Here is a 20,255-nt window from a genome sequence, read left to right as displayed (position 1 = left end):
GTTTTCAATCCCGAACAAGCTGTGACATTCTTTCATCTGAAACTTTTCGTCTTTTTCTCAAAATCACCCCAAAACACCTTCGGTGTTGTCAGGTTAAGCCGCACGGGTCATTAGTACCGGTTAGCTCAACGTCTCGCGACGCTTACACACCCGGCCTATCCACGTCCTCGTCTCGAACGTTCCTTTAGTGTCCTCAAGGGACAAGGGAAGACTCATCTCAAGGCAAGTTTCCCGCTTAGATGCTTTCAGCGGTTATCTCTTCCGCACTTAGCTACCGGGCAGTGCCATTGGCATGACAACCCGAACACCAGTGGTGCGTCCACTCCGGTCCTCTCGTACTAGGAGCAGCCCCTTTCAATCTTCCAGCGCCCACGGCAGATAGGGACCGAACTGTCTCACGACGTTCTAAACCCAGCTCGCGTACCACTTTAAACGGCGAACAGCCGTACCCTTGGGACCTACTTCAGCCCCAGGATGTGATGAGCCGACATCGAGGTGCCAAACACCGCCGTCGATATGAACTCTTGGGCGGTATCAGCCTGTTATCCCCGGAGTACCTTTTATCCGTTGAGCGATGGCCCTTCCATTCAGAACCACCGGATCACTATGACCTGCTTTCGCACCTGCTCGCGCCGTCACGCTCGCAGTCAAGCTGGCTTATGCCATTGCACTAACCGCATGATGTCCGACCATGCTTAGCCAACCTTCGTGCTCCTCCGTTACGCTTTGGGAGGAGACCGCCCCAGTCAAACTACCCGCCAGACACTGTCCGCAGCCCGGATAACGGGCCCACGTTAGAACATCAAACATTCAAGGGTGGTATTTCAAGGATGGCTCCGTGCAGACTGGCGTCCGCACTTCACAGCCTCCCACCTATCCTACACATCAAGGCTCAAGGTTCAGTGTCAAGCTATAGTAAAGGTTCACGGGGTCTTTCCGTCTTGCCGCGGGTACACTGCATCTTCACAGCGAGTTCAATTTCACTGAGTCTCGGGTGGAGACAGCCTGGCCATCATTACGCCATTCGTGCAGGTCGGAACTTACCCGACAAGGAATTTCGCTACCTTAGGACCGTTATAGTTACGGCCGCCGTTTACTGGGGCTTCGATCAAGAGCGTCGCGTTACCGCTAACCCCATCAATTAACCTTCCAGCACCGGGCAGGCGTCACACCGTATACGTCCACTTTCGTGTTTGCACAGTGCTGTGTTTTTATTAAACAGTTGCAGCCAGCTGGTATCTGCGGCCGGCTTCGGCTCCGTGAGCAAGTCACTTCACCTAGTGCCGGCGTGCCTTCTCCCGAAGTTACGGCACCATTTTGCCTAGTTCCTTCACCCGAGTTCTCTCAAGCGCCTGAGTATTCTCTACCTGACCACCTGTGTCGGTTTGGGGTACGATTCAATGTTACCTGGTGCTTAGAGGCTTTTCCTGGAAGCAGGGCATCTGTCACTTCAGCACCGTAGTGCCTCGTCGTCACGCCTCAGTGTTATCAGCAATCCGGATTTACCAAGACTGCCCACCTACACGCTTAAACCGGGACGACCGTCGCCCGGATGACATAGCCTTCTCCGTCCCCCCTTCGCAGTAACACCGAGTACAGGAATATTCACCTGTTTCCCATCGACTACGCTTTTCAGCCTCGCCTTAGGGGTCGACTCACCCTGCCCCGATTAACGTTGGACAGGAACCCTTGGTCTTCCGGCGAGCGGGTTTTTCACCCGCTTTATCGTTACTTATGTCAGCATTCGCACTTCTGATACCTCCAGCCAGCCTCACGACCAACCTTCAACGGCTTACAGAACGCTCCCCTACCCAACAACATAAAAATGTCGCTGCCGCAGCTTCGGTGCATGGTTTAGCCCCGTTACATCTTCCGCGCAGGCCGACTCGACCAGTGAGCTATTACGCTTTCTTTAAATGATGGCTGCTTCTAAGCCAACATCCTGGCTGTCTGAGCCTTCCCACTTCGTTTCCCACTTAACCATGACTTTGGGACCTTAGCTGGCGGTCTGGGTTGTTTCCCTCTTCACGACGGACGTTAGCACCCGCCGTGTGTCTCCCGTGATAACATTCTTCGGTATTCGCAGTTTGCATCGGGTTGGTAAGCCGGGATGGCCCCCTAGCCGAAACAGTGCTCTACCCCCGAAGATGAGTTCACGAGGCGCTACCTAAATAGCTTTCGGGGAGAACCAGCTATCTCCCGGTTTGATTGGCCTTTCACCCCCAGCCACAAGTCATCCGCTAATTTTTCAACATTAGTCGGTTCGGTCCTCCAGTTAGTGTTACCCAACCTTCAACCTGCCCATGGCTAGATCACCGGGTTTCGGGTCTATACCCTGCAACTTAACGCCCAGTTAAGACTCGGTTTCCCTGCGGCTCCCCTATGCGGTTAACCTTGCTACAGAATATAAGTCGCTGACCCATTATACAAAAGGTACGCAGTCACCCCACCACTAAGCCCCCTCTGCTTGATTTTGTCGGTTGGGCGGCGCTGTCGCTTCGCCAACCGGCATCCAGCAAAAGATGCGTTGCGGAGTTCACCACTGGCTTAGTGGTGGGGCTCCCACTGCTTGTACGTACACGGTTTCAGGTTCTCTTTCACTCCCCTCGCCGGGGTTCTTTTCGCCTTTCCCTCACGGTACTGGTTCACTATCGGTCAGTCAGGAGTATTTAGCCTTGGAGGATGGTCCCCCCATGTTCAGACAGGATACCACGTGTCCCGCCCTACTCATCGAGCTCACACTGCCAACACCTTCGGATACGGGGCTGTCACCCTTTACTGCCGGCCTTTCCAGACCGTTCTCCTGGCGCTGACAATGATGATGGCTCTGGGCTGCTCCCCGTTCGCTCGCCGCTACTGGGGGAATCTCGGTTGATTTCTTTTCCTCGGGGTACTGAGATGTTTCAGTTCCCCCGGTTCGCCTCATTCACCTATGGATTCAGTGAATGATAGTGTGACAAATCACACTGGGTTTCCCCATTCGGACATCGCCGGCTGATAGCGCTTCATATCAGCTCACCGGCGCTTTTCGCAGATTAGCACGTCCTTCATCGCCTCTGACTGCCTAGGCATCCACCGTGTACGCTTAGTCGCTTAACCTCACAACCCGAAGGTGTCTTCAGGTCGGAGTGTTTTGAGAGACTCATCAATGACCCATTACGGTCACTGATTGTTTCAAATTTTCAGCTTGTTCCAGATTGTTAAAGAGCAAATTTTTCACAACACACGGTTTTCCCTGTGTTCTGAAAAATGTTTTCATTGAAGAGTCATGGTGGAGCTAAGCGGGATCGAACCGCTGACCTCCTGCGTGCAAGGCAGGCGCTCTCCCAGCTGAGCTATAGCCCCATATTCCGTATCATATACGCCGCAATCTTGCTTAGCCAAGGCATAAACAAGCGAAGCTTATTGAAATAAGCGAGTTTGTTTATAACGCGGGATAAGTAAGATTTGGTAGGCCTGAGTGGACTTGAACCACCGACCTCACCCTTATCAGGGGTGCGCTCTAACCACCTGAGCTACAAGCCTATACCGATACCGTCTCTTCTTTTCATCAGACAATCTGTGTGAACACTCACATTTCACCATCTCAGGTTTAAGGAGGTGATCCAACCGCAGGTTCCCCTACGGTTACCTTGTTACGACTTCACCCCAGTCATGAATCACAAAGTGGTCAGCGCCCTCCCGAAGGTTAAGCTACCGACTTCTTTTGCCACCCACTCCCATGGTGTGACGGGCGGTGTGTACAAGGCCCGGGAACGTATTCACCGCAGCATTCTGATCTGCGATTACTAGCGATTCCGACTTCATGGAGTCGAGTTGCAGACTCCAATCCGGACTACGACAGACTTTATGAGTTCCGCTTGCCCTCGCGGGGTCGCTTCTCTTTGTATCCGCCATTGTAGCACGTGTGTAGCCCTACTCGTAAGGGCCATGATGACTTGACGTCATCCCCACCTTCCTCCGGTTTATCACCGGCAGTCTCCCTTGAGTTCCCACCATGACGTGCTGGCAACAAAGGATAAGGGTTGCGCTCGTTGCGGGACTTAACCCAACATTTCACAACACGAGCTGACGACAGCCATGCAGCACCTGTCTCAGCGTTCCCGAAGGCACGCCTCTATCTCTAAAGGCTTCGCTGGATGTCAAGAGTAGGTAAGGTTCTTCGCGTTGCATCGAATTAAACCACATGCTCCACCGCTTGTGCGGGCCCCCGTCAATTCATTTGAGTTTTAATCTTGCGACCGTACTCCCCAGGCGGTCGATTTAACGCGTTAGCTCCGGAAGCCACGCCTCAAGGGCACAACCTCCAAATCGACATCGTTTACAGCGTGGACTACCAGGGTATCTAATCCTGTTTGCTCCCCACGCTTTCGCACCTGAGCGTCAGTCTTCGTCCAGGGGGCCGCCTTCGCCACCGGTATTCCTCCACATCTCTACGCATTTCACCGCTACACGTGGAATTCTACCCCCCTCTACGAGACTCTAGCCAACCAGTCTTGGATGCCGTTCCCAGGTTAAGCCCGGGGATTTCACATCCAACTTAATTGACCGCCTGCGTGCGCTTTACGCCCAGTAATTCCGATTAACGCTTGCACCCTCCGTATTACCGCGGCTGCTGGCACGGAGTTAGCCGGTGCTTCTTCTGCGGGTAACGTCAATCGTAAGCTGTATTAAAGCCTACGCCTTCCTCCCCGCTGAAAGTACTTTACAACCCGAAGGCCTTCTTCATACACGCGGCATGGCTGCATCAGGCTTGCGCCCATTGTGCAATATTCCCCACTGCTGCCTCCCGTAGGAGTCTGGGCCGTGTCTCAGTCCCAGTGTGGCTGGTCATCCTCTCAGACCAGCTAGGGATCGTCGCCTAGGTGGGCCATTACCCCGCCTACTAGCTAATCCCATCTGGGTTCATCCGATGGCGTGAGGCCCGAAGGTCCCCCACCTTGCTCCACAGAGATTATGCGGTATTAGCCACCGTTTCCAGTGGTTATCCCCCTCCATCGGGCAGATCCCCAGACATTACTCACCCGTCCGCCACTCGTCAGCAAAACAGCAAGCTGTTTCCTGTTACCGTCCGACTTGCATGTGTTAGGCCTGCCGCCAGCGTTCAATCTGAGCCATGATCAAACTCTTCAATTCAAAGTGTTTGATGCTCAAAGAATCTTACTGTTAGTTCATAATGAATTAACTGTTGTTCACTCTTCAAGACTTTAATATTTTCCGCCTTTCGGCGTTGGATAGTGTCTTGCGAGTGCCCACACAGATTGTCTGATTAATTTGTTAAAGAGCGTTGGCAACCGGGCGTTTGTGCCGGGTTGCGAGGCTGCGTATCTTACGCTTTTTGCCTCCGGAGTCAAGCGTTTATTTTCGCTTTCTTTCCGCTTCCCTCAGCGGCTGTTCTCAGCTTGGCGTCGGTCAGTGGTGGCGCATTATAGGGAGTTTTACGGAAGTGACAATAGTTTTTTTTTGATTTTTTTTCTGTTCGTGGTTTTTTTCAACAAAAATGGTAATTATGTATTTTTTCCACTCTAAAATGGGTGAATTAGGCAACAATCATTAAGGCAATGTCTCATACAATGATTGTTGTTCAATTGACTACGACAACGGTCAATTATCCTTAAAGGGAGTTTTTGCTTTATTAATAACCAAAAAATAGTTTGAATTTGATGTAGTAAGATATTATGTATTCACTCACTATCATAAAAATAAACAGGATATCTAATGGTCAAATCCGCACGCAATATGTCGGGGTTACCTTGGATTGCGGCCATGGCTTTTTTTATGCAGTCTTTAGATGCCACAATTCTTAACACCGCGCTACCAGCGATGGCTAAAAGTCTTCAACATTCTCCACTGGCAATGCAGTCCGCCATAGTCAGCTATCCTTTAACGGTAGCGATGCTAATTCCCGTAAGCGGTTGGCTTGCTGATAGATTTGGCACTCGCACGGTATTTATTTATGCTGTTTCCTTCTTTTCTTTAGGCTCACTTGCTTGTGCACTGTCGCACAATCTCTCTTTCTTAGTGATATCCCGCGTTATTCAAGGTATAGGCGGAGCTATGATGATGCCAGTTGCTCGTCTGGCTTTACTAAGAACCTATCCGCGTAGCGAACTGTTACCTGTTTTGAATTTTGTCACCATGCCTGGGTTATTGGGACCGATTTTGGGTCCAATGTTCGGCGGGTTGTTAGTCACCTATGCAACATGGCATTGGATCTTCATCATCAATATTCCCATTGGATTATTGGGTATCATTTACGCCAGTAAGAATATGCCCAACTTAACGATGCCCAAATGCCCTTTCGATTTTCTGGGATTCATATTGTTTAGCTTAGGCTTGGTGATGATTTCAGTCAGCTTTGATTTATTTGGGGATCACGCCTTCTCTGGCTATATTCCGCTCGCTTTATTTTCTGGCGGTATTGTTATGCTATTGGGGTATATCTTTCATGCAAAAAGACACTCAAACCCCCTCATTAACCTCCAGCTATTCCAAACACGTACCTTTTCAGTTGGCATTGCCAGCAATATTGCTACTCGGCTAAGTACTGGATCACTTTCATTTATTATTCCTTTGATGCTGCAAGTGGGGTTTGGATTTTCAGCCGTGATTGCCGGAATAATGATGGCACCAAACGCAATGGGTTCAATTTTAGCCAAGTCTTTTGTGACTAACATACTAACCCGCTTTGGATATCGAAATACACTCATTTGGGTCACAATTATTATTGGTATGATGATTTCACAATTTTCGCTACAGACACCGGAGCTCCCCATCGCATTTTTGATAATTCCTCTTTTTATATTAGGAATCGCCATGTCCACACAGTTCACCGCGATGAATACCATCACTTTGGGGGATCTGAATGATGGCAATGCAAGTGCCGGTAACAGCCTGCTAGCAGTAACTCAACAGTTATCCATTAGTTTTGGGGTGACCATCAGTGCGGCAATTCTGCGATTTTATGAATCAACGGAATATGGTTCAGCCATAAGCCATTTCCACTATACTTTAATCACAATGGGCGTGATTACCTTAATTTCTTCTACTGTTTTTCTATTACTGAATACAGAAGACGGTAATAACTTAATTAAGAAGAAATGATCCGGTTAACGGCTGGCTACAGAACTTCGTTCGATCAATTTAGGTGTCAGAACCAGTTGCTTTGGCTCACTTTCTGGATTGCTCATTCGATAAAGCAGGCTATCAATCGCCAGCTTACCCAATTCATCTTTTGGTTGATGAATGGTTGTCAAAGGAGGGATAAGGTAAGGTGCGATTGCAATATCGTCATATCCGATGATAGAGATATCATCCGGTACAGAAAGCCCCTGCTGATACAAAGCTTGATAAGCGCCAATCGCCATAGCGTCATTACCTGCAAATAAAGCTTCCGGTGGTTCAGATAATTGTAGAAGTTGATTCATTGATGACAATCCGCCAGCAAATTCAAAATCACTGTAGATTTCATATCCAGCGGGAATCCTCAGCCCAGCATCCTGCATCGCTTTTCGATATCCAGCCAAACGCTGACAGGCCGGTGTCTTATCCCGTGGACCCGTGATACAGGCAATTTTGCGAAAACCTCGACTGATCAGGTAATTGGTGGCCATTTCCCCCCCTTGCAAGGAATTATCCTTGATAATGTCATTGAAGGAATCAAAGGGAGACCAATCCATAATGACCATCGGCACCAATGGATAGCGACGAAAGGCGTCACTGGATGGGCGCTGAGTCTCAGAACACATGATCAACAGACCATCAACGCGCTTTTGCAATAAGGTTTCCATATTGCTAATCATACGGGTAACATTACCTTCAGTATTACACAGAATTAAACTGTATCCCCGTTCATAACAGCTCTTTTCTACTCCTCTAACGATTTCAGAATAAAATGAGTTATCACTGGCCGTAACCAACATACCAATGGTTTTGGTTTGCTTAATTTTCAAACTTCTTGCCAAAGCAGACGGCGCATAATTCAATTCCTCAATCGCTGCATTGACTCTCTTTTTCACATTCTCACTGACATAACGATTGCCATTAATCACATGAGAAACGGTTGAGGTTGATACGCCCGCCAGACGAGCAACGTCCTTCATCGTAGCCACGGTTAATCCTGTTCAGATAGAAAAGCATCAATTTCATTTCGCCACGGAACCGAAGGCTGCGCTCCCTGACGCGTCACGGCTATCGCAGCCGCAGCATGAGCAAAGCGGATCGCCGACAACATCTCTTTTCCTTCCAGCAATCCCGTTACCAAGGCGCCATTAAAAGTATCCCCTGCTGCAATGGTATCGATCGCTTTTACGCTAAATCCGGGAACAATTTTTCCTTCTTTACCTTTCTCACTCAGCCATACCCCTCGGCTACCCAATGTGATAATGACCGTTTCTATGCCCTTATCATGTAAAGCCCAAGCGGCTTTTTCCGCCCCAACATCATCTGTTACCGCAATACCCGTCAAGTACTCCGCTTCGGTTTCATTCGGTGTGATAATATCCACCAGCGAAAGTAGCTGATCGGAGATTGGCTGTGCCGGTGCTGGATTCAAGATCACTTTAACATGATGTTTCTTGGCCGTTTCAGCAGCAAATTGTACCGTTTCCAATGGCGTTTCAAGCTGCAATAGCAACGCATCAGCATCCTTGACCTTTTGGTCATGACGGAGGAAATAATCTGACGTTAACCTCCTATTTGCCCCTGCATTAATGCCAATGACATTTTCACCCTGCTGATTGACAAAAATCAGAGCAACCCCCGTTAACTCTCCTTCAATAGCCTCAATTGACGAGGTATCGATGTTATCTTTCGCCAACTGTTGGCAAATACGTTCACCGATATCATCCTGACCAATGCAGGCAATAAATGTAATGTCAGCACCACAACGACCCGCAGCAACGGCCTGATTTGCCCCCTTGCCTCCAAATGCAACCTGATACTGTTCTCCTTTCACTGTTTCCCCAGATTGAGGAAAAGATTCGAGATTCAATATGTGATCGACATTAATGCTGCCCATCACGATAAGTTTTGCCATGCTCATTACATTTATTCCTGCATAAAATAATGCAGCCATAAAACTCATGGCTGCAATGAACAATGTTGATTATTTCTTAACAACTAATTCCAGTTCAACTGGGATGGTGGCATTAACTTTTTCACCTTTTAACACTTTGTCCGCAGTCTGAACGCCGATGATACCTATTTGATCTGGACGCTGTGCAATCGTTGCCCCCAATTTACCATTCTGTACAGCCTTAAGCGCATCGGCAGTGCCATCAAATCCAACAACCAACACATCTTCTTTACCGGCTGTCTGCAACGCGCGTAATGCACCAAGAGCCATTTCATCATTTTGAGCGAAAACGGCTTGTACTGACGGATGAGCCGTCAGCAGGTTCTGCATGACATTCATCCCTTTTGTGCGATCATAGTCAGCGGGCTGGCTGGCCAACATATTGAATTTGTGTTTTTGGGCTGCCTGACCAAAACCTTCACCACGTTCACGTGCAACTGAAGTGCCTGGAATACCTTCCAATTGAATAACTTTGACATCATTACCTAATTTTTCAGCGATAAAATCACCCGCCATTTTGGCACCCAAACGGCTGTCGGAAGCAATATAGCTGACAACATTGCCCTTATTGGCTAAACGGTCAAGCGTAATCACAGGAATATTGGCCTTATTTGCCATGATCACTGCATTACCAACGGCATCTGAATCGGTTGGGTTAATGAGCATCAATTTTATGCCACTTACTGTCAAATCCTGTACATTAGCCAACTCTTTTGCCGGATTATCCTGAGAATCAAGGACAACCAAGTCATATCCCAGCTTATCGGCCTCTTTTTGTGCGCTATCTTTCATTGTGACAAAGAAAGGGTTATTCAAAGTTGAAATAACCAATGCAATACTATCTTTTGCCAATGCATTCGTACTCATGGCGGCACTCAATGCCATGGCAGAGAAAATAGTCGCTAACTTCTTCATTTTCATTTTATTTTTTCCTGTAGGGTAAGGTTATTTACTGCTTTTGTTATCAACCAAGACCGCCAATAAGATCACAACTGCCTTGACGATCATCTGGTAATTGGATGAAATTCCCAATAAATTCAAACCATTATTCAAAAAGCCTAAAATCAGCGCACCAATCAACGTACCAACAATTCGCCCCTTGCCTCCTGCCAGACTAGTTCCACCCAATACGACCGCTGCAATGGCATCCAATTCGTAGCCACTACCCGCCATGGGTTGAGCAGAAGATAACCGGGCAACTTCGATAATGCTGGCTAATGCAGCCAACAGGCCACATAGGGAATAAACGATTATCTTTATTTTATCAACACTAATACCTGATAAACGTGTTGCAGATTCATTTCCACCTAATGCGTAGATGTAACGACCAAGACGGGTGTGGTGAAGAATGAACCAAACAACGACAAACACCAGCAACATGATCCACACAGACGTAGGCACCCCTAATGGACGCCCAATACCAAACCAACCAAACAGATCAGCATTGTCACTGAAACCAGTATTAATCGGACTCCCATCGGTATAAACCCGAGTCACACCACGCAGCAATAACATCATCACTAATGTCGCAATAAATGCCTGAACTTTACCTTTTGCGACAATCACACCAGTACACGCCCCAATTGCTGCTCCCAATACCAAAGCCCCGGCAACAGCGACTAACGCATTGATATCGGCCCCTACGATCGATGCCGCCACAGCACCTGTCAGAGCCAACAAGGAACCAACAGATAGATCAATTCCAGATGTCAAGATAACCAGCGTCATTCCTACCGCCATGATAGCGTTGACAGAAGTTTGCTGGAGAATGTTGAACAGATTATTCAATGTGAAAAAATTGGGGCTAAGGGAAGAAACCACTGCAATCAAAAATAAAAGCGCAATGAGTGACTTCTGCTCCATCAACCATGTTTTCGTCAACCAACGTCGGGAAGCTGACGCTGTACTAGAATTCATATCGATTATCCTTGATCGTTCTCTTTTAATTGCTTACCAACAGCAGCAGCCATCAACACTTCCTGAGAAACCCCATTCGCATTGAATTCCCCACTGATACTACCTTCATGCATAACCAAAATACGGTCACTCATTCCCATCACTTCAGGCATCTCAGAAGAAACCCAAATAATACTCAAGCCTTCTTTTTTAAACTGATTGATAAGCTGATAGATTTCTTTTCTCGCCCCTACATCTACGCCTCGGGTTGGCTCATCAAGAATCAATACCTTTGGACGAGTCATCAATCCACGGGCAATTGCGACTTTCTGCTGATTACCACCGGAAAGCAGGCTTATGGTTTGTTCCATTGAGGGCGTTTTTATATTGAACAACTTAATGAAATCGGTAACGGATTTTTGTTCTGCGGAGTGATGTAAAAGACAAAAATTTCGACTGAAATAGCGTAATGCAGTGAGGGACATATTCTCTTTAACCGACATTTCAAAAACTAATCCATCACGCTTACGGTCTTCCGAAATATAGACAATGCCATTAGTTAGCCCCTCTTGCGGATTACGGATCGTCAGAGGCTTTCCATCAAGCGAAACCTTGCCATCAGTTTTTGGTAAGGCTCCATAAATCACCTTCACCAGTTCAGTACGGCCAGCCCCCATCAACCCTGAGATCCCCAGTATTTCTCCACTAAACAGGGAAAAACTGACATTGTTGATCCCCGAGCCAGAGAGGTTTTTAACTTCCAACCTTTTTTCACCCCTCGGTAGATCCAAACGCGGGTATTGCTCCTCCAGCTTGCGCCCCACCATCATTTCGATCAATCGCTCTTCGTTCAGAGCATTAATGGGGTGTTCACCAATAAATTGGCCATCGCGTAATACCGTCACATCGTCACAAATTTCAAAGAGTTCTTTCAAGCGATGGGAAATATAGACAATGCCACATCCTTGCGCTTTCAGTTCCCGTATGACGTAAAACAAGGATTCAGTTTCGGTATCCGTCAAGGCATCTGTTGGCTCATCCATAATGATGACTTTGGATTGGAAACTCAGCACCTTGGCAATTTCCACCATTTGCTGCTCACCAATGGATAACTCAGAAATAAGCCGATGGCTGCTGTAGCGAATATTTAAACGCCTCAGCAAGTTATCTGCTTCTTCATACATTTTTTTCCAGTTGATAACGCCAAGTTTATTGACGAATTCACGTCCTAAGAAAATGTTTTCTGCGATCGCCAATTGAGGGATGAGATTGAGTTCTTGATGGATAATACCAATACCCGCACCCTGAGAGGATTTAGGACTAGAGAAAGCGACATCTTGCCCAAGATAGCGGATCGTCCCCGCATCTTTTGTATAAATACCGGTCAAGATTTTCATCAACGTAGATTTTCCGGCACCGTTTTCGCCGACTAACGCCATCACTTTTCCGGGATAAACACGCAGTGCAGCTCCTGACAACGCTTTTACCCCAGGAAAAACCTTATCAATCCCTTTTAGCTCCAGTAATGGCTCCATGATAACCTCAGAAAGTGACTTTATCGCAATTGCATTTCCCTGTTGTAACTAGATAACAGATAGGGTATTCCCTGGGTTAGCGCTAAATTTGATCAGTGTGACTCAAACAAGAAATAGCGGCTGAAATATCAGAATGTAATAAAACGCCTTTTTTCATTTTTATAAGTCTGTTAGCGAAACGTTTCGCTTATTCGTCATCATATAAAGCCAACGATCAAAGACAACATGATTAAGACGAAAATGTGATCATTATAAAAATGTTTAAGGTCACTAAGACCTTTGCATAGAGTGATTTTTATCTATAAATAAAGGTAAGTAACTAAACGAGCCAAGGTGTAAATAAGATGCAATTGGTCGAGAAAATATCCCAGTTAGGTCAATATCTGGAAAGAGGCTTATATGAAAGGCGACAAGCCATTCGTTTGTGCTTGCTGGCTGCCTTATGTGGAGAGAGCGTTTTTCTTCTTGGGCCTCCTGGAATAGCCAAAAGCCTTATCGCGCGTCGCCTCAAGTTTGCCTTTCAAAACGCACGCGCTTTTGAGTACCTGATGACCCGTTTTTCCACCCCAGAAGAGATTTTCGGCCCCCTTTCCATTCAAGCACTCAAAGATGAAGGGCGTTACCAACGTCTTACCGAAGGCTATTTACCCGAAGCTGAAATCGTTTTTCTGGATGAGATTTGGAAAGCAGGCCCCGCCATTCTGAATACGCTCCTTACGGCGATCAATGAAAAAAAATTCAGGAATGGTAATCAGGAAGAACAATTACCGATGCGTTTACTGGTTACCGCATCCAATGAACTCCCGGACAGTGATAACAGTCTGGAAGCACTCTACGATCGCATGTTGATTCGGCTCTGGCTGGATAAGATTCAGGAAAAGAAAAATTTTCGCGCCTTACTGACTGACCAGAATAACGAAAATAACAATCCCGTGCCTGCCCATATTCAAATTACCGATGACGAGTTTTATCAATGGCAAGGCAAGATCAGCCATGTTTCCCTGCCAGATCATATTTTCGAGCTGGTTTACCAACTCCGCCAGCAAATAAATGCTGCCGGCAATACGGCAGATGTCTCAGATCGCCGTTGGAAAAAATCGATTCGACTGCTGCGGGCTAGCGCACTTTTCAGCGGGAGAAATGAGATATCTCCGCCAGATATCGTGCTATTAAAAGATTGCCTGTGGCACGACTTAAACACCTTAAAACTTCTGCCTCAATTCCTGCATACGTTATTAACAGAACAAGCCTACCAACAACATTCCCTTGTGCAGAAAATGGAAAAGTTATACCAGCAGTGGGTACAATCCAGCCAAGATAAAAATGACCATCGTCCGCTGAAATTAGTCAGCAAAACCGCTCTGTTTGGCCGTAAAACCCTTTATTCACTGCCCGCAGATATCACAGGTGAAAAACTGACTCTGTTTTTACATCCTGCATTACACCTGCATGATATTGAAGTTAATTTCATCGAAATAGAGAAAAAGTCACTGGAAAACACCCTAAAAAATAATACCGGAAAACTCTCTGCCAGCTTAAATGGTATTGGTTTTCCGCAAACCCTCACAGCAGAAATCAATGAAAAAAATCAGCTTACCGTGCTGGATATCAGCCGTAATAGTGCCGTTCTCTGCCTATCTGACAAAAAATGGCTAACAGAAAAAAACACCAATACCGAGTGGAATGAAAAGCTGCTATCCATTCGCGATGAAATTCAACAACAACGCAATTTGTTTAGTCAGCATCAACCCTGTTTATTTATCGAAGCACATTGGCTTGCCAGCATTGAACAGAGTTTTCTTCAATTAACGGAAAAACTGCAACAATTGAGATCCAAAATGGGAGAGCAACATGTTAACGCTGGCCACACTCGATCTCTTGCTGTCCATCAATGAAGGCGAGCTGATCGAAGAGATCATCTTGGCGCTGTTAGGCTCCCCTCAATTGGTTATTTTCTTTGGAAATTTCCCAAGGCTTAAACGCGCATTATTGAAAGATCTGCCGGCATGGCAGCAAACATTGCAGCAGAGGATCAAAGAGACGCTGATCCCTGCACCATTAGCTGAAGAATTTCAGTTATACCAACACGTCCAGATAATTGATACGACCGATTTCTATCAACAGTTACCTGATATCGTGGAGAAACTTCAACATCTCGCCTCTCCCTTTGCCAATGAAGCCGATACCCTGTCCAAAGCGCTCTCTGAATACACCTCTTCAGGACACATGCTGTTTCTGCAACGTTGGCGCCTTAGCCTGATCCTGCAAGCAACCACCTTTAACAAGGCACTATTGGAACAAGAAAAAGAGCAATTTCTCGCAAAGATCCAGAAGCCATTGGCCTTAAGCGGCAGCCTTGATCCCCTGTTTGATCACAATGATCGTGCCGCAGGCCGATTGTGGGATATGAGTAAAGGGCAACTTCACCTGACTTCGCAAAATAGACAACTTTTTACTCTCTATGCGGATGTTCTCAAACAGCAGCCTGAGCTGGAAAAACTGGCACAATTACTTGGCCGCAGTCAGACCGCGAAATCCATTCCCAAAGACAGTCCGGTATTAGAACCCTCCACCAAACTCGAAAGAGTGCCAGATACCCTGCCTGAACAAATTAGTGGGATTAGACAAAGTGACGATATCTTAAGGCTATTACCTACAGAGATGGCGATGCTGGGTATTGAAGAGTTGGAATATGAGTTTTATCGGCGGCTGATGGAGAAAAAACTACTGTCCTATCGCCTGCAAGGGGACGATTGGCAATCCAAAACCACACTCAAACCGGTTATACATCACCACAATGAAAAACAGCCCAGGGGACCTTTTATTGTTTGCGTCGATACGTCAGGATCAATGGGCGGATTCAATGAACAGTGTGCAAAAGCATTTTGTCTGGCGTTGATGCGCATTGCGTTGGCAGATAATCGCCACTGTCACATCATGTTGTTCTCAACAGAACTCGTCCACTATGACTTAACATCACCGGATGGGCTGACTCAAGCGACGCATTTTCTGGGGCAAACATTTAAGGGAGGGACCGATCTGGCATCCTGTTTAAATGCAACCGTTGAAAAAATGAAAGAAAACATTTGGCAAGATGCCGATGCTGTTGTTATTTCAGATTTCATTGCCCAACGTTTGCCGGGTTCCCTAATCCATCAGATAAAAAATCTGCAACAGCACCAACAACACCGCTTCCATGCGGTCTCCCTTTCCCATTATGGAAAACCCGGTATTATGCAGATATTTGATCATATCTGGCATTTTGATACCGGGATGACAAGCCGTTTACGGAGAAGGTGGCAAAATTAAAACTGACTCAATGAAAACCTAGAGTACACCTTCAACTGATTCAATGACTTCTGGTGACCAAACACCGCACTGAACCTGACCGATATGTGCCATTTGCAGCAGCAACATCACCAAACGGGATTGCCCGATGCCACCACCGATAGATTGTGGCATATCACCTTTGAGCAGTGCCTGATGCCAATCATATTGCAGACGATCTTCATCACCCGTCAGTGCAAGCTGGTGTTTCAGTGCCTCTGCATCAACACGGATACCCATTGAAGAAATTTCAAAGGCATCCTGCAAAACTGGGTTCCAGACAATAATGTCACCGTTCAAACCAAAGAAACCATCGCTGTTTGGTGTCGTCCAATCGTCATAATCCGGCGCGCGGACATCATGTGCCTGATCATCAGACAACTTACCACCAATGCCCATCAGGAAAATGGCACCAAACTCTTTGGCAGCTTCACGCTCACGACCTTTCGCATCCAGAGAGGGGTAACGTTGCAGAAGCTCTTCACTGTGGATGAAGTGAATTTGATCTGGCAGGAACGGTGCCAGACCAAATTCCTTACTTACTGCTTGTTGTGTTTCTTTTATTGCTTCGTAGATTTTACCTACTGTCTGTTTTAAATAATCGAGTGAATGCTGACCTTCACCCATCACTTTTTCCCAATCCCATTGGTCAACAAAGACAGAATGGATAGGCGTCAAGCGATCTTCATCAGGACGCAAGGCTTTCATATGAGTATACAATCCTTGTTCAGCTTGAAAACCAAAGCGGCCTAATGTCTTACGTTTCCATTTCGCCAGAGAGTGAACCACTTCAAATGTCGCTTCCGGCAAAGTTTTCACTTTCACCTGAACCGCTTTTTCATGGCCAGACAAGTTGTCCTGAGTCCCATCACCAAGACGGCTCAAGATAGGTCCCTGAACTTCGATTAGACCAAGTTGTTTCTCTAACAGACGGGAAAAGTACGATTTAACAAAACTAATCTGCTGTTGCTTTTCAATAAAGGATGTTTTCATGATGCTGCTCTCAAATTTTTAGTGGCCCTGTGTCCTGTTGATATAGATTAAGCAACAAAACGGGGTAAAAATTCAATATATAATAATAAAAATAGGGCACAAGATTTATAAACGATAATTTTTACACTATAAAAATGAATATTATTCAAAAAAAGGGGTTGGAAATGGCAGAAATTTATCAGATCGATAATTTAGACCGTGACATACTTCACGCATTAATGGAAAACGCACGTACACCTTATGCAGAATTAGCCAAAAAATTCGCAGTCAGTCCGGGGACCATTCATGTTCGTGTGGAAAAAATGAAACAGTCAGGGATCATCACGGGGACACGGGTTGATATTAGTGCGAAACAACTGGGGTTCGATGTGTGCTGCTTTATCGGCATCATATTAAAAAGCGCCAAAGACTATCCGGCCGCACTGAAAAAGCTCGATATGCTGGATGAAGTTGTTGAAGTTTATTACACCACCGGGCACTACAGCATTTTCATTAAGGTGATGTGCCGATCCATCGAATCCCTTCAGGACGTACTTATCAACAAGATCCAGACGATTGATGAAATTCAGTCAACGGAAACGTTGATCTCCCTGCAAAACCCGATCATGAGGACAATAAAACCTTAAGGCGAAAAACCCGTTAACCCCATTATCCACAGGTAGATCCCAACAGATTCACAGCGTACAATAGTTGCTCTTTAAGTTAGCAAGGATCATGATGAGCACAATTACCTTAATCAGCGGCAGTACACTGGGTAGCGCTGAATATGTCGCAGAACATATGGCTGAGATCTTAGAAAATGACGGCTTTTCAACAGAGATGCTTCATGGCCCTTCATTGGAAGATCTTCCCCTTGCAGGATTGTGGCTTGTGGTGACTTCAACGCACGGTGCTGGGGATTTACCTGATAACCTCCAGCCACTGGCTGATGCGATCACACAACAGCAACCCGATCTCAGCAATATCACATTTGGTGCAGTTGGTATCGGCAGTTCCGAATATGACACATTCTGTGGCGCAATAAGATCACTGGAGCGTTTATTAGAGGATCACGGCGCAAAACGGATCGGCGATCGATTGGAAATCGACATTCAGCAACACGAAATTCCCGAAGATCCGGCCGAAGAATGGGTTAAAGAGTGGTCAAAGTTACTCTGATCCGATTAAAAATATAACGATCAACTGTGGATAACTTATCTTAAAAGCAGGGGTTAACCCGTAGTTATCCATTTAATAACTAAGTTACAATCGAGTGTCTGTGAATAACTAGGCTTTTAGATCCCAGCTTATACTGAGTTGGATCACGGATCATTCACAGCAAATGATCCTTTACAGCATCATGATCTTTATATGGAAAATTCACTTATCCACAGATGATCGTGATCCTAATAAAAGATCCAATAAAGAGATCTTTAAATAAAAAGATCTTCTTTTAATTAACGACGATCTCTCACCTCTTGGTCTGAGGTCCAAACTTGAGTAGAATTCTCTCCCCAATGCATATGAAGCATTCTCACTATTGAAGGTTCGCACATGTTTTATCCAGAGCACTTTGACGTCATCATTATCGGCGGGGGTCATGCCGGTACTGAAGCGGCGATGGCCTCCGCACGTATGGGGCGTCAAACCTTATTACTGACTCACAATATTGATACTTTGGGCCAGATGTCATGTAATCCAGCCATTGGTGGGATCGGTAAAGGGCATCTGGTAAAAGAGATCGATGCACTTGGTGGTCTGATGGCGAAAGCCACGGATCAAGCCGGTATTCAGTTCAGAACACTCAATGCCAGCAAAGGCCCGGCTGTTCGGGCAACGCGAGCACAAGCGGATCGAGTACTTTACCGACAATCTGTAAGAACGGCACTGGAAAATCAGCCTAATTTAATGATCTTCCAGCAACCTGTAGAAGATCTCATTGTTGAAAACGACACTGTGACCGGTGTTGTTACTCGCATGGGATTGAAATTTAAAGCTAAATCTGTAGTTCTAACCGTAGGGACTTTCCTTGATGGCAAAATTCACATCGGCTTGGAAAACTACAGTGGAGGACGGGCCGGGGATCCTCCTGCGATCTCATTGTCTCACCGTTTGCGTGAACTGCCTTTGCGCGTCGCTCGCCTGAAAACCGGTACACCCCCGCGCATTGATGCACGAACCATTGATTTTAGCCAGCTTGAACAGCAACTTGGCGATAATCCGACACCCGTATTTTCATTCATGGGCCACGTTGATCAACATCCACGCCAGATCCCGTGCTACATCACCCATACCAATGAAAAAACCCATGAAGTGATCCGCAATAACTTGGATCGCAGCCCAATGTATGCCGGGATCATCGAAGGGATCGGCCCGCGTTACTGCCCTTCCATTGAAGACAAAGTCATGCGTTTTGCTGATCGTAATGCTCACCAGATCTTCCTGGAACCAGAGGGGCTGACCAGTAACGAAATCTACCCGAATGGGATCTCGACCAGCCTGCCATTTGACGTTCAGATGCAAATTGTTCACTCCATGAAAGGCATGGAGAATGCCCGCATCATTCGTCCCGGTTATGCGATCGAGTATGACTTCTTCGATCCGCGTGATTTAAAACAAACCCTGGAAAGTAAATTTATTCACGGCTTGTTCTTTGCCGGTCAGATCAACGGCACCACTGGATATGAAGAAGCGGCGGCACAAGGACTACTGGCGGGCCTCAACGCGGCACGTTATGCCAATGGTGAAGAAGGTTGGTTCCCACGCCGTGATCAGGCTTATATTGGCGTATTGGTCGATGATCTGTGCACACTCGGCACGAAAGAACCGTATCGCATGTTCACATCCCGCGCGGAATATCGCTTAATGCTGCGTGAAGACAATGCGGATCTGCGTCTGACTGAACAGGGCCGTAAACTGGGTCTGGTTGATGATCTCCGTTGGGAACATTATTGCCGCAAAGTTGACATGATCGAGCAGGAACGTCAGCGCCTGCGTAATATCTGGGTGCATCCTCACTCTGATCACTTAGGGGATATCAACCAGATGCTGAAAACACCGTTGTCAAAAGAAGCCAATGGTGAAGATTTGCTGCGTCGTCCTGAGATGAATTATGCATTGCTGACATCATTGTCACGTTTTGCCCCAGGGCTGACTGAACCCCAAGCGGCGGATCAAATTGAAATTCAAGTGAAGTACGAAGGCTACATTGCTCGTCAGCAAGAAGAGATCGAAAAGCAATTGCGTAATGAAAATACCGCATTGCCTGTTGATTTGGATTATCAACAAGTAAGCGGGCTTTCCAATGAAGTGATTGCAAAACTGAATGATCATAAACCAAGCTCAATTGGTCAGGCTTCACGTATTTCAGGCATCACTCCAGCCGCCATTTCTATTTTGCTGGTATGGCTGAAAAAACAAGGTCTATTGCGTCGTAGCGCCTAAGGGGA

12 protein-coding genes, 2 tRNA genes and 2 rRNA genes are annotated in these 20,255 nt (G+C 46.5%); 6 read left to right on the top strand and 10 right to left on the bottom strand.

Annotation, left to right across the window (positions count from 1 at the left end; all coding sequences use genetic code 11):
- Positions 1-89 precede the first annotated feature (89 nt).
- The 4 genes from XDD1_RS00335 to XDD1_RS00320 form a co-directional block, all read right to left on the bottom strand.
- Positions 90-3,099 (bottom strand): 23S ribosomal RNA (locus XDD1_RS00335).
- A gap of 170 nt (positions 3,100-3,269) precedes the next feature.
- A tRNA-Ala gene (locus XDD1_RS00330) sits at positions 3,270-3,345 on the bottom strand.
- Between the two features lie 103 nt (positions 3,346-3,448).
- Positions 3,449-3,525 (bottom strand) — tRNA-Ile (locus XDD1_RS00325).
- Between the two features lie 68 nt (positions 3,526-3,593).
- A 16S ribosomal RNA gene (locus XDD1_RS00320) occupies positions 3,594-5,136 on the bottom strand.
- Together the 16S and 23S rRNA genes with 2 tRNA genes alongside form the textbook arrangement of a ribosomal RNA operon.
- A gap of 582 nt (positions 5,137-5,718) precedes the next feature.
- On the opposite strand from XDD1_RS00320, the gene mdtD reads away from it, so the two are divergent.
- A complete protein-coding gene (gene mdtD, locus XDD1_RS00315) occupies positions 5,719-7,104 on the top strand; it encodes a multidrug transporter subunit MdtD (RefSeq protein ID WP_045967742.1) in 1,386 nt (461 codons plus the stop codon).
- A gap of 5 nt (positions 7,105-7,109) precedes the next feature.
- Here mdtD and rbsR read toward each other — a convergent pair whose 3' ends face one another.
- From rbsR to rbsA, 5 genes are all read right to left on the bottom strand, one after another.
- A complete protein-coding gene (rbsR, locus tag XDD1_RS00310; protein ID WP_045967739.1) occupies positions 7,110-8,111 on the bottom strand; it encodes a ribose operon transcriptional repressor RbsR in 1,002 nt (333 codons plus the stop codon).
- Between the two features lie 2 nt (positions 8,112-8,113).
- On the bottom strand, positions 8,114-9,043 hold the full coding sequence (rbsK, locus tag XDD1_RS00305) for a ribokinase (RefSeq protein WP_045967737.1): 930 nt from the start codon (positions 9,041-9,043) through the stop codon (positions 8,114-8,116).
- A gap of 63 nt (positions 9,044-9,106) precedes the next feature.
- Positions 9,107-9,997: a ribose ABC transporter substrate-binding protein RbsB gene (gene rbsB, locus XDD1_RS00300; RefSeq protein WP_045967735.1), complete on the bottom strand. Its 891-nt coding sequence runs from the start codon at positions 9,995-9,997 to the stop codon at positions 9,107-9,109.
- 24 nt (positions 9,998-10,021) lie between these two features.
- A complete protein-coding gene (gene rbsC / locus XDD1_RS00295) occupies positions 10,022-10,993 on the bottom strand; it encodes a ribose ABC transporter permease (protein WP_045967733.1) in 972 nt (323 codons plus the stop codon).
- Positions 10,994-10,998: 5 nt separating this feature from the next.
- Positions 10,999-12,507, bottom strand: a complete 1,509-nt coding sequence (rbsA, locus tag XDD1_RS00290) for a ribose ABC transporter ATP-binding protein RbsA (protein WP_045967731.1) — start codon at positions 12,505-12,507, stop codon at positions 10,999-11,001.
- A 344-nt stretch (positions 12,508-12,851) separates the two neighbouring features.
- Here rbsA and ravA point away from each other — a divergent pair, with 344 nt between their 5' ends.
- A complete protein-coding gene (gene ravA / locus XDD1_RS00285) occupies positions 12,852-14,402 on the top strand; it encodes an ATPase RavA (RefSeq protein WP_045967729.1) in 1,551 nt (516 codons plus the stop codon).
- Complete coding sequence (viaA, locus tag XDD1_RS00280) at positions 14,359-15,816, top strand: ATPase RavA stimulator ViaA (protein ID WP_045967727.1); 1,458 nt, start codon at positions 14,359-14,361, stop codon at positions 15,814-15,816. Before ravA ends, viaA begins: the two co-directional genes overlap by 44 nt.
- Positions 15,817-15,834: 18 nt before the next feature.
- Here the strand turns inward: viaA and asnA are convergent, their stop codons facing one another.
- Positions 15,835-16,827 carry an aspartate--ammonia ligase gene (asnA, locus tag XDD1_RS00275; protein ID WP_045967724.1) on the bottom strand — a complete coding sequence of 331 codons (993 nt, stop codon included), beginning with the start codon at positions 16,825-16,827 and terminating at the stop codon, positions 15,835-15,837.
- Between the two features lie 164 nt (positions 16,828-16,991).
- On the opposite strand from asnA, the gene asnC reads away from it, so the two are divergent.
- The 3 genes from asnC (at position 16,992) to mnmG (ending at position 20,250) form a co-directional block, all read left to right on the top strand.
- Positions 16,992-17,453 carry a transcriptional regulator AsnC gene (asnC, locus tag XDD1_RS00270; RefSeq protein WP_045967722.1) on the top strand — a complete coding sequence of 154 codons (462 nt, stop codon included), beginning with the start codon at positions 16,992-16,994 and terminating at the stop codon, positions 17,451-17,453.
- A 91-nt stretch (positions 17,454-17,544) separates the two neighbouring features.
- Entirely contained in the window at positions 17,545-17,985 is a 441-nt protein-coding gene (gene mioC / locus XDD1_RS00265; RefSeq protein WP_045967720.1) for an FMN-binding protein MioC, read from the top strand.
- A gap of 375 nt (positions 17,986-18,360) precedes the next feature.
- Positions 18,361-20,250 carry a tRNA uridine-5-carboxymethylaminomethyl(34) synthesis enzyme MnmG gene (gene mnmG / locus XDD1_RS00260; protein WP_045967717.1) on the top strand — a complete coding sequence of 630 codons (1,890 nt, stop codon included), beginning with the start codon at positions 18,361-18,363 and terminating at the stop codon, positions 20,248-20,250.
- Positions 20,251-20,255 lie beyond the last annotated feature (5 nt).

Origin of the sequence: Xenorhabdus doucetiae (assembly GCF_000968195.1) — a bacterium.
In the GTDB taxonomy this organism is placed as follows: domain Bacteria; phylum Pseudomonadota; class Gammaproteobacteria; order Enterobacterales; family Enterobacteriaceae; genus Xenorhabdus; species Xenorhabdus doucetiae.
The sequence above is the reverse complement of the archived record's forward strand: the minus strand, read 5'-3'. Positions and strand labels throughout refer to the sequence as shown.

Coding starts and splice junctions, on each gene's coding strand:
- mdtD (WP_045967742.1), top strand. CDS start 5,719: ATGGTCAAATCCGCACGCAATATGTCGGGGTTACCTTGGATTGCGGCC.
- rbsK (WP_045967737.1), bottom strand. CDS start 9,043: ATGAGCATGGCAAAACTTATCGTGATGGGCAGCATTAATGTCGATCAC.
- rbsB (WP_045967735.1), bottom strand. CDS start 9,997: ATGAAAATGAAGAAGTTAGCGACTATTTTCTCTGCCATGGCATTGAGT.
- rbsC (WP_045967733.1), bottom strand. CDS start 10,993: ATGAATTCTAGTACAGCGTCAGCTTCCCGACGTTGGTTGACGAAAACA.
- rbsA (WP_045967731.1), bottom strand. CDS start 12,507: ATGGAGCCATTACTGGAGCTAAAAGGGATTGATAAGGTTTTTCCTGGG.
- ravA (WP_045967729.1), top strand. CDS start 12,852: ATGCAATTGGTCGAGAAAATATCCCAGTTAGGTCAATATCTGGAAAGA.
- viaA (WP_045967727.1), top strand. CDS start 14,359: ATGTTAACGCTGGCCACACTCGATCTCTTGCTGTCCATCAATGAAGGC.
- asnA (WP_045967724.1), bottom strand. CDS start 16,827: ATGAAAACATCCTTTATTGAAAAGCAACAGCAGATTAGTTTTGTTAAA.
- asnC (WP_045967722.1), top strand. CDS start 16,992: ATGGCAGAAATTTATCAGATCGATAATTTAGACCGTGACATACTTCAC.
- mioC (WP_045967720.1), top strand. CDS start 17,545: ATGAGCACAATTACCTTAATCAGCGGCAGTACACTGGGTAGCGCTGAA.
- mnmG (WP_045967717.1), top strand. CDS start 18,361: ATGTTTTATCCAGAGCACTTTGACGTCATCATTATCGGCGGGGGTCAT.